Here is an 8,958-nt window from a genome sequence, read left to right on the forward strand (position 1 = left end):
GCAGCGGTGAGCCGGGTCGTGCACCCCATCGAGGCCGAGTCGTACCGGATCCTGCGCGACCGGATCGACCTGTCCCACCTGCCGCCGCTGAGCCGTGCGGTGACCGAGCGGGTGGTGCACGCCAGCGCCGACCTGGCGTACGTCGAGGAGCTGGTCTGCGACGAGGCGGCCCTGGAATCGGGGCTCGCCGCGCTGCGCGCCGGGGCGCCCGTGGTCACCGACGTGGCCATGGTCGCCGCCGGCATCACCCGGGCCGGGCTGGAGCTGGTCTGCCCGATCGCCGAGCCGGCCGCCGCCGAGCTGGGCCGGACCGCCGGGATCACCCGCTCGGCGGCAGCGGTGCGGATCGCGCTGGACCGGGTCGGCCCGGGCGCGGTCTGGGTGGTCGGCTGCGCGCCGACGGCGCTGGTCGAACTCCTCACCCTGGACGCCGCGCCAGCGCTGATCGTCGGCCTGCCCGTGGGCTTCGTGGGCGCGGCCGAGTCGAAGGCGGCGCTTCGGGCCAGCGGCCAGCCCGGGGTGTCCAACGTGGGCGAGAAGGGCGGCTCGGCGGTGGCCGCCGCCGCCCTCAACGCCCTGCTCTACGTCGAGGAGATGGCATGAACGGTTTGGTCGTCGTCGGGCACGGCACGCGCAGCGCGGCCGGGGTCCAGCAGTTCGCCGCGCTGGTCGAGCGGGTCCGCCGCCGCGGCGCGGGCACCGTCGGCGACGTCGAGGGCGGCTTCATCGAGCTGTCCCGCCCGCCACTGACCGACGCGGTCGGCGCGCTCGTCGCGCGCGGGCACCGGGCACTGGTGGCGCTGCCGTTGGTGCTCACCGGCGCCGGGCACGGCAAGGGCGACATCCCCGCCGCCATGGGGCGCGAGCAGCAGCGCCACCCCGGGCTCACCTACCGCTACGGCCGGCCGCTCGGGCCGCACCCGCTGCTGCACGACGCCCTCGAACAGCGCATCGACGCCGCGCTGGCCGGCGCCGACCGGGCCGACACCTGGATCGCGCTGATCGGTCGGGGCTCCACCGACCCGGACGCCAACGCCGAGGTGGCCAAGGTGGCCCGGCTGCTCTGGGAGGGGCGCGGCTACGCCGGCGTCGAGCCCGGCTTCATCTCCCTCGCGGAACCCTCGGTGCCGGCGGTGCTGGACCGGCTGCGTCGACTCGGCGCGCGGCGGATCGTCGTCGCGCCGTACTTCCTGTTCGCCGGCGTGCTGCCGGACCGGATCACCGCCCAGGCGGGGGAGTTCGCCGCCGCGCACCCCGAGCTGGACGTGCGGATGGCCGACCTCATCGGCGACTGCGACGCGCTGGCCGACCTGGTGCTGGAGCGGTACGCCGAGGCGGTCGGCGGGGACATCCGGATGAACTGCGACACCTGCGCGTACCGGGTGCTGATGCCCGGCTTCGCCGACAAGGTGGGCCGCCCGCAACAACCGCACGACCACCCCGACGACCCGGTCGGCGGCCACCACCATCACCACGGCCACCAGCACGGGCACGACCACCACCACGGGCACGGCTCGGTCGCCGTGGTGGGCGGCGGGCCGGGACCGGACGACCTCATCACGGTACGCGGCCAGGCCCTGCTCGACGCCGCCGACGTCGTGGTGGTCGACCGGCTGGCCCCGCAGGGGCTGCTCGCGGGGCTGCGCCCCGAGGTGCTGGTGGTCGATGCCGCCAAGGTGCCCCGTGGCCCCTCGATGGCCCAGGACGCGATCAACGAGGCGCTGGTGTCGCACGCCCGCGCCGGCCGGCGTGTGGTCCGGCTCAAGGGTGGCGACCCGTACGTCTTCGGCCGCGGCCACGAGGAGGTGCAGGCCTGCCGGGCCGCCGGCGTACCGGTCACGGTGGTGCCCGGGGTGAGCAGCGCGATCGCCGCGCCGGCGCTGGCCGGCGTGCCGGCGACCCACCGGGGCGTGGCGCACGACTTCACCGTGGTCTCCGGGCACCTGCCACCCGGCCATCCCGACTCGCTGGTCGACTGGGCGGCGCTGGGCCGTGCCCGCGGCACCCTGGTGCTGCTGATGGCGGTGGACACCATCGCGAAGATCGCCGCCGCGCTCGTCGAGCACGGTCGCGCCCCGGACACCCCGGTGCTCGCGATCCAGGACGCCGGACATCCCGACCAGCGGTCGGTACCGGCACGGCTGGACGAGATCGGCGCGGTGGCCGCCCGCGAGGGCATCATCCCTCCGGCCGTCTTCGTGATCGGCCCGGTCGTCACGCTGGCGGAGCCGGCCGGGTAGGGCCGCCCGCTCCTGACCGGCGCCTCGCCGTCACCACGTCGGACCCGCCCTGGTCGCGCGGCGGGCGTCAGCCGGTCAGGGCGCGGGCGAGGGTGTAGCCGACGGTCGCCGCGGCGAGCCCGGCGGTCACGCTGACCAGGACGTTGGCCAGGGCGGCAGGCCGGTTGCCGGTCCGGGTCAACCGCAGCGTCTCGTAGCCGAAGGTGGAGTAGGTGGTCAGCGCGCCGCAGAAGCCGGTGCCGAGCAGCGCGCTGACCGCCGGGCTCGCCGGCAGCCCGACGAGTACGCCGAGCAGCAGCGATCCGAGAACGTTGACCGTCAACGTGCCCCACGGGAACGCCGAGCCGTGCCGGGACTGGACGGCCCGGTCGGCGAGGTAGCGCAGTGGCGCGCCGACGGCGGCGCCGAGCGCGATGAGCAGCACGGTCATCGGGCGAGCCGCCGGCCGGAGTCGGGTGTACGTCGCCGCGGAGCGTCGCCGCCGTTGCGGTCGAGCAGCCAGGTGGCGGCGGCGTCACCGCACCACACCGCGACCAGAGCGCCAATCACCGTCGCGGCCAGGTACGCCAGCGCGGTGACCGGAGCGCCCGCGACCACCGCCTGCTGCACGTCCACGGCGTAGGTGGAGAAGGTGGTGAACCCGCCGAGCACCCCGACGCCGAGGAACGGGCGGACCAGCGGTGGACCGCCACGGAGGTGCCCGAGCACCGCCATCAGGACGCCGATCAGCAGGCAACCGGTCACGTTGACGCCGAAGGTCGCCCACGGGAAGGCGGACGGCACGTGGGGGAGGGCGTGGTGCAGACCGACCCGGGCCAGCGCGCCGAGCACCCCACCGGTCGCGATCGCCGCGAGCACCGCCGCCGGGTGAGCCCTCAGCTCGCCCCGGTCGGCGGGGACGCGCAGGTCGACGTCGGGGTCGGTGCGCGGGTCGAGCGGTCCGGACATTGATGCCTCCCCACCAGCACGGGTGTCACTGGCAGGGACCGTTGGCGAGCGGCGTCGCGGTTCTCCCGGTGTCGGGACGGCGGGCCCCACCGCCGGGAGCCCTCCGGCTCCGGCGTCAGCATATCGCCCACCCCGCTGGGCGCCGGGCCGACCGACGAGGCGGACGCCGGTTGCCGGGCCGACCGACGCGGGCGCCCGGCCGGCCGGGCCTCCTGGCTGGTCGGTCAGCGCACCGCCGCGACGGCGGCGTCCGTGCCGCCGCGCCACACCGTGCCGACCTCGCTGAAGCCGGCCGCGGTCAGCGTGGCCAGGTGCCAGGACACGGGCGGGTTCCACTCGGGGCTGTGACCGGTCGGGTAGATGGCGTGCCGCTGGGCGACCAGTGGGGCCAGCGCCGGGTCGGCGGCGGCCCGCTCCCACCAGTCCGACCAGGACAGCACGGAACCGGCGGCGTACCGGGCGGCCCGCCGGTCCCGCGCCCGGTCCAGCAGTCGCTTGCTCAACTCCGGCAGGGTGTCGTCGGGCATGTGGTCGGCGTTGACGAAGATCCCGCCGGGCCGCAGCAGGTCGCGGATCTCGGCGTAGAGCCGGCCGAGCCGGTCGGCGGGCAGCCAGTGCAGGGCCGTGGCGGTGAGGACGGCGTCGTACTCGCGGTGAGGCAGCGCGGAGCGCCACTCGGGGGCGGCGAGGTCGGCGGTGACGATGGTGGCCCGGTCGGCCAGCGATGCGCCGGCGATGGCGAGCAGCGCGGGGTCGAGGTCGACCAGGGTCACCTCGGCGCTTGGGAAGCGCGCCAACGCCCGCAACGAGATGGTGCCGGTGCCGCCGGCGAGGTCGAGCAGGCGCGGCGGCTGGCCGTCGCGGACCGCGTCGACCGCGTCGAGCATGGTGGCGAAACGGTGCTCCCGGTCCGGCAGGTACGCCTCCTGCTGGCGGTCCCAGCTCTCCTGCCAGGCCGACGGGTCCGTGATGTAAGGAGTCATGGCGATCAGGCTAATTACAGCGTGGAGCGCCTGTCCAGACGTTGTTGCACATAATTTGCAACTGCGAGAGGATGGCAGGGCGATGATCACAGGGGCGCCGGGCCGGTCACCCGTCCGGCCCGGCGCCACTCGCGGTCCGGGTCAGGCCGAGGTCTCCACCAGGTCCGCGTCGGCCGTCGAAGGCTCGGTCCGTCGGGTCAGCCGGAGCGCCCCGAGCAGGACGCCCAGGCCGGCCAGGGTGAGCGCGGCGCCCGCCCAGATCGGCGCGGTGTAGCCGAGCCCGGCGGCGATGGTCAGCCCGCCGACCCAGGCGCCCAGCGCGTTCCCGAGGTTGAACGCCGCGATGTTCGCTCCCGAGGCGAGGGTGGGCGCCTGGTGCGCGTACCGCATGATCCGCATCTGCAGCGGCGGGACGGTGGCGAAGCCGAACGCGCCCATCAGCACAAGGGAGGCGACGGTCAGTACCGGGCTGGACGCGGTCAGGGCGAACCCGACGAGCACCAGGGTGAGTACGGCCAGGACGGTGACCAGGGTGCGCGACAGCGACACGTCCGCCGCCCGCCCGCCGAGCAGGTTTCCGGCGAAGAGGCCCACCCCGAAGAGGACCAGCAGCCACGGCACCGTGCTGGTGGCGAAGCCACTGACCTCGGTGAGCGTGTAGGCGATGTAGGTGAAGGCGCCGAACATGCCGCCGAAGCCCAGCACCGTGATCACCAGGGAGAGCCAGACCTGCGGGTGGGTGAAGGCGCGCAGTTCGCCGCGTAGCCCGCCGGCCGGGCGTTGGGCGTCGACGGTGCCACGGCCGGGGATGAGCAGGGCCAGCCCGATCAGCGCGACGACTCCGATGCCGGTGATCGCCCAGAACGTCGACCGCCAGCCGAAGTGCTGTCCGAGGAAGGTGCCGAAGGGGACGCCGAGCACGTTCGCGATGGTCAGCCCCGCGAACATCAGCGCGATCGCGCCCGCCCGGCGGGCCGGCGCGACAAGTCCGGCGGCCACCACGGCGCCGATGCCGAAGAACGCGCCGTGGCAGAGCGCGGCGACGATCCGGCCGGCCATCATCACGCCGTAGTCGCCGGCGACCGCGGAGAGCAGGTTGCCGATGATGAAGAGCACCATCAGGCCCATCAGCACCGGTTTGCGGGGCAGTCGGGTGACGGCGGCGGTGAGGGCGACCCCGCCGACGGCAACGCTGAGCGCGTAGCCGGAGATCAGCCAGCCGGCCACCGGCTCGGTGACCGCGAAGTCGGCGGCCACCTCGGGCAGCAGTCCCATGATCACGAATTCGGTGAGCCCGATGCCGAAGGCGCCGAGGGCCAGCGCGATCAGGCCGGGCGGCATGGACGTGGGGCGTACGGGCATGGTCTTCCCATCGGGAGGGGTCAGATATCCGGCGGGTGCAACTACCCGCGCCGACAACGAGATAGTTGCACGCGCTTCATATCGGCGCAAGCGTGGTAGTCTGGCGCCGTCGAGATCACACCCAGGAGGCCGGCATGGGCATCGCCGACGACGCGGTCGAGATCCGCGCGCAGGGCTGGCGCACCCTCGCCGCACTGCACGGGCTGATCGAGACGTCCCTGGAGCGGGCGTTGCAGGCCGGCCACGAGCTGTCCGTCGTCGAGTACACGGTGCTCGACGCGCTCTCCCGCCAGGACGGCTGGCACATGCGGATGAGCCAGCTCGCTCGCGCCGCCGCGCTCTCCGGCAGCGCCACCACCCGCCTGGTCACCCGCCTGGAACAGCGCGGCCTGCTGACCCGGATCCTCTGCGCCGACGACCGGCGCGGCATCTACACCGAGCTGACCCCGGCTGGCTCCGAGCTGCTCGCCCGCGCCCGACCCACCCACGACGAGGTGCTGGCGGCCGCGCTGGCCGAAGCGGAGGCCACCCCGGAGCTGGCGCCGCTGGTCGACGCGCTGCACCGGCTGCCGGTCGCCCGCTGACGACCCGCACACACCGGAGGGCGCACCACCGCGGCGCCGACGGGCGGGCGTACGGTACCCGCAGCCCGGCCGGGCCCGTCGCACGAAGGAGGCAGGCGATGCAGGACCGCACCCCTCGTCCCGAGGAGCTGGAGCCGATCGAGCGCGCCGGCGTCGACGAGCTGCGCGCCCTGCAACGCGAGCGGCTGCGCTGGTCGCTGCGGCACGCGTACGACAACGTGCCGCACTACCGCCGGGCGTTCGACGCGGCCGGGGTGCACCCCGACGACTGCCGGGACCTCGACGACCTGGCCCGCTTCCCGTTCACCGGCAAGGCGGAGCTGCGGGACAACTACCCGTTCGGCATGTTCGCCGTGCCCCGGGAGCGCGTCGCCCGGCTGCACGCCTCCTCCGGCACCACCGGCCGGCCGACCGTGGTCGGCTACACCCGCGACGACCTGCGGACCTGGGCGCGGCTGATGGCCCGGTCGATCCGCGCGTCCGGCGGTCGTCCCGGCGACCGGGTGCACGTGGCGTACGGCTACGGGCTCTTCACCGGAGGGCTCGGCGCGCACTACGGCGCCGAGGAGCTGGGCTGCACGGTCATCCCGGTCTCCGGGGGCATGACCGAACGCCAGGTCATGCTGATCCGCGACTTCGAACCCGAGGTCATCATGGTCACGCCCAGCTACATGCTGGCGATCGTGGACGAGATGCAGCGCCAGGACGTGGATCCCCGGGCGACCTCGCTGCGGGTGGGCATCTTCGGCGCGGAACCGTGGACCGAGGACATGCGCCGGGAGATGGAGCACCGGCTGGACATCCACGCGGTCGACATCTACGGGCTCTCCGAGGTGATGGGCCCGGGCGTGGCCACCGAGTGCGTCGAGACGAAGGACGGGCTGCACCTCTGGGAGGACCACTTCTACCCGGAGATCATCGACCCGGTCACCGGCGCGGTGCTGCCCGACGGCGAGCAGGGCGAGCTGGTGCTCACCTCGCTGACCAAGGAGGCCATGCCCGTCGTCCGGTACCGCACCCGGGACCTGACCCGGCTGCTGCCCGGCACCGCCCGCCCGATGCGCCGGATCGAGAAGATCACCGGCCGGACGGACGACATGATGATCGTGCGCGGGGTGAACATCTTCCCGACCCAGATCGAGGAGCTGATCCTGCGTACCCCGCAGCTGTCACCGCACTTCCAGTGCGTGCTCGACCGGCAGGGTCGGCTGGACACCCTGACGGTCCGGGTGGAACGGCGGGACGGCGTCGCCGTGGACGCCGCCGAGCGGGCCGGCGCGACCCTGGTGGAGCTGGTGAAGAACACGATCGGGGTCACCGTGGCGGTCGACGTGCTGGCTCCGGACGGGGTGGAGCGCTCGGTGGGCAAGATGCGGCGCATCGTCTACCAGCGGCGGGCCCTCTGACGTGCCGGCACAGCACAACCCGGCGTACGACATGTTCGCCGCGGACGCCGCCTCCCGCGGTCTCGGCATGGAGCTGGTCGAGGCCGGCGACGGCGCGGCGGTGGCCCGGATGCGGGTGACCGAACGGCTGCTCAACGGCCACGCGATCGCCCACGGCGGCTTCGTCTTCCTGCTGGCCGACACCGCGTTCGCGCTGGCCTGCAACAGTCGCGGCCCGGTCACCGTCGCCGCCGGCGGTGAGATCACCTTCGTCCGGCCGGCCCGCGCCGGTGACGTGCTCACCGCCCGCGCCACCGAACGCACCCGTTATGGCCGCAGCGGCATCTACGACGTCACCGTCACCCGCGACGACGGCGAGGTGGTCGCGGAGTTCCGGGGCCGCAGCCGGACACCGGCGTCACCGCCGTCGTCATAGGATTCACCGAGCTGCCGCCGCCCGTCGCGGCCCTCGCCGTGCGTCCCCGCGACATCACCCCGCAGGCGCTGACCCGGCTGCTGACCGACGACGGTCTCCCGGGTCGCGGCCGGGCAGGTCGGCCGGGAGATCGCGGCGATGCCGCCGCCGTCCGAGCTGGTGTCGCGGCTGGCGGCGCTGGTCTGAACGCCGCCCCCGCGTGGCCACTCCGGACCGCGCCCTGTTTGGGGCAGGATGACCCGATGCGACACGTCGTGCTGTTCCATTCCGTGTACGGGCTACGACCCGCCGTGCGCGCCGCCGCGGACCGGCTGCGCGCCGCCGGGCACCGGGTCGCCACCCCCGACCTGTACGGCGTCCCGGCCGCCGACACCGTCGAGGAGGGCTTCGCGCTGCTCGACAAGATCGGCCAGGAGGTCGTGCTCGACCGGGCCCGGGCGGCTCTGCGGGAGCTGCCGGCCGAGACCCTGCTCGCCGGTTTCTCGATGGGCGCCGGCGTGGCCGGGGCGCTGCTGGCCGAGCGCCCCGACACCGCCGGTCTGCTCCTGCTGCACGGCACCGGTGGGGCGCCGGAGGCGGTCCGCGCCGGGCTGCCGGTGCAGCTGCACCTCGCCGATCCGGACCCGTACGACGCTCCGGACGAGGTCGACGAGTGGCAGCGGGCGATGACCGACGCGGGTGCCGACCTGACGGTGTTCCGCTACCCCGGCGTGGGCCACCTGTTCACCGACCCGGACGTGGCCGAGTACGCCGAGGACGCCGCCGCGGCGACCTGGCCGCGCGTGCTCGCCTTCCTCGACGCCCGCTGAGCGGGGCCGCTGCCGGGCTCACGGCCGTCCGTGGTGGCGGCGCCATGGGTACGGACGCCGTGATCGCGCGTGGTCGCCGGCCCCGGGAGACGGACGCGCGTCCATGCTCCACCGTGCAGCGGCGGTGGCCGCCGGCCGGGGAAGCGGCGGCGCTCAGCCGGCGCCGATGCGCGGAGGCGTGACGGCCCGGCAGCGTTCCCCAGCCCGCGTC

At 74.6% G+C, this 8,958-nt stretch carries 10 protein-coding genes; 6 read left to right on the forward strand and 4 right to left on the reverse strand.

Translation table 11 applies throughout. From position 1 onward, the window contains the following. Window positions 1-6: 6 nt before the first annotated feature. Together DKT68_RS25020 and cobA are read left to right on the forward strand one after the other, a co-directional pair. Window positions 7-603 (forward strand): precorrin-8X methylmutase, encoded by a 597-nt coding sequence (locus DKT68_RS25020; protein ID WP_109819841.1) that lies wholly within the window; start codon window positions 7-9, stop codon window positions 601-603. After that, window positions 600-2,240 (forward strand): uroporphyrinogen-III C-methyltransferase, encoded by a 1,641-nt coding sequence (gene cobA, locus DKT68_RS25025; protein WP_109819833.1) that lies wholly within the window; start codon window positions 600-602, stop codon window positions 2,238-2,240. Before DKT68_RS25020 ends, cobA begins: the two co-directional genes overlap by 4 nt. A gap of 67 nt (window positions 2,241-2,307) precedes the next feature. On the opposite strand, the gene crcB is transcribed toward cobA, so the two are convergent. The 4 genes from crcB to DKT68_RS25045 all read right to left on the reverse strand — a co-directional run bounded on the left by crcB (window position 2,308) and on the right by DKT68_RS25045 (window position 5,533). Beyond that, a complete protein-coding gene (crcB, locus tag DKT68_RS25030) occupies window positions 2,308-2,670 on the reverse strand; it encodes a fluoride efflux transporter CrcB (protein ID WP_109819834.1) in 363 nt (120 codons plus the stop codon). Further along, window positions 2,667-3,188, reverse strand: coding sequence for a fluoride efflux transporter FluC (locus DKT68_RS25035; RefSeq protein WP_109819835.1), 522 nt, complete (start codon window positions 3,186-3,188; stop codon window positions 2,667-2,669). The genes crcB and DKT68_RS25035 overlap by 4 nt, the downstream gene beginning before the upstream one ends. A 224-nt stretch (window positions 3,189-3,412) precedes the next feature. Continuing rightward, a complete protein-coding gene (locus DKT68_RS25040; protein ID WP_109819836.1) occupies window positions 3,413-4,171 on the reverse strand; it encodes a class I SAM-dependent methyltransferase in 759 nt (252 codons plus the stop codon). A 141-nt stretch (window positions 4,172-4,312) separates the two neighbouring features. Continuing rightward, a complete protein-coding gene (locus DKT68_RS25045) occupies window positions 4,313-5,533 on the reverse strand; it encodes an MFS transporter (protein ID WP_236647063.1) in 1,221 nt (406 codons plus the stop codon). A 134-nt stretch (window positions 5,534-5,667) separates the two neighbouring features. Between DKT68_RS25045 and DKT68_RS25050 the strand changes: the two genes are divergently transcribed. From DKT68_RS25050 to DKT68_RS25065, 4 genes are all read left to right on the forward strand, one after another. Next, a complete protein-coding gene (locus DKT68_RS25050) occupies window positions 5,668-6,117 on the forward strand; it encodes a MarR family winged helix-turn-helix transcriptional regulator (protein WP_109819838.1) in 450 nt (149 codons plus the stop codon). Window positions 6,118-6,215: 98 nt separating this feature from the next. Then, window positions 6,216-7,523, forward strand: a complete 1,308-nt coding sequence (gene paaK / locus DKT68_RS25055; RefSeq protein ID WP_109819839.1) for a phenylacetate--CoA ligase PaaK — start codon at window positions 6,216-6,218, stop codon at window positions 7,521-7,523. A 31-nt stretch (window positions 7,524-7,554) separates the two neighbouring features. After that, window positions 7,555-7,938, forward strand: coding sequence for a hydroxyphenylacetyl-CoA thioesterase PaaI (gene paaI, locus DKT68_RS25060; RefSeq protein WP_109819842.1), 384 nt, complete (start codon window positions 7,555-7,557; stop codon window positions 7,936-7,938). 242 nt (window positions 7,939-8,180) lie between these two features. Beyond that, window positions 8,181-8,747 carry a dienelactone hydrolase family protein gene (locus DKT68_RS25065; protein ID WP_109819840.1) on the forward strand — a complete coding sequence of 189 codons (567 nt, stop codon included), beginning with the start codon at window positions 8,181-8,183 and terminating at the stop codon, window positions 8,745-8,747. Window positions 8,748-8,958 lie beyond the last annotated feature (211 nt).

It is taken from the genome of Micromonospora acroterricola (assembly GCF_003172955.1).
Taxonomy (GTDB): domain Bacteria; phylum Actinomycetota; class Actinomycetes; order Mycobacteriales; family Micromonosporaceae; genus Micromonospora; species Micromonospora acroterricola.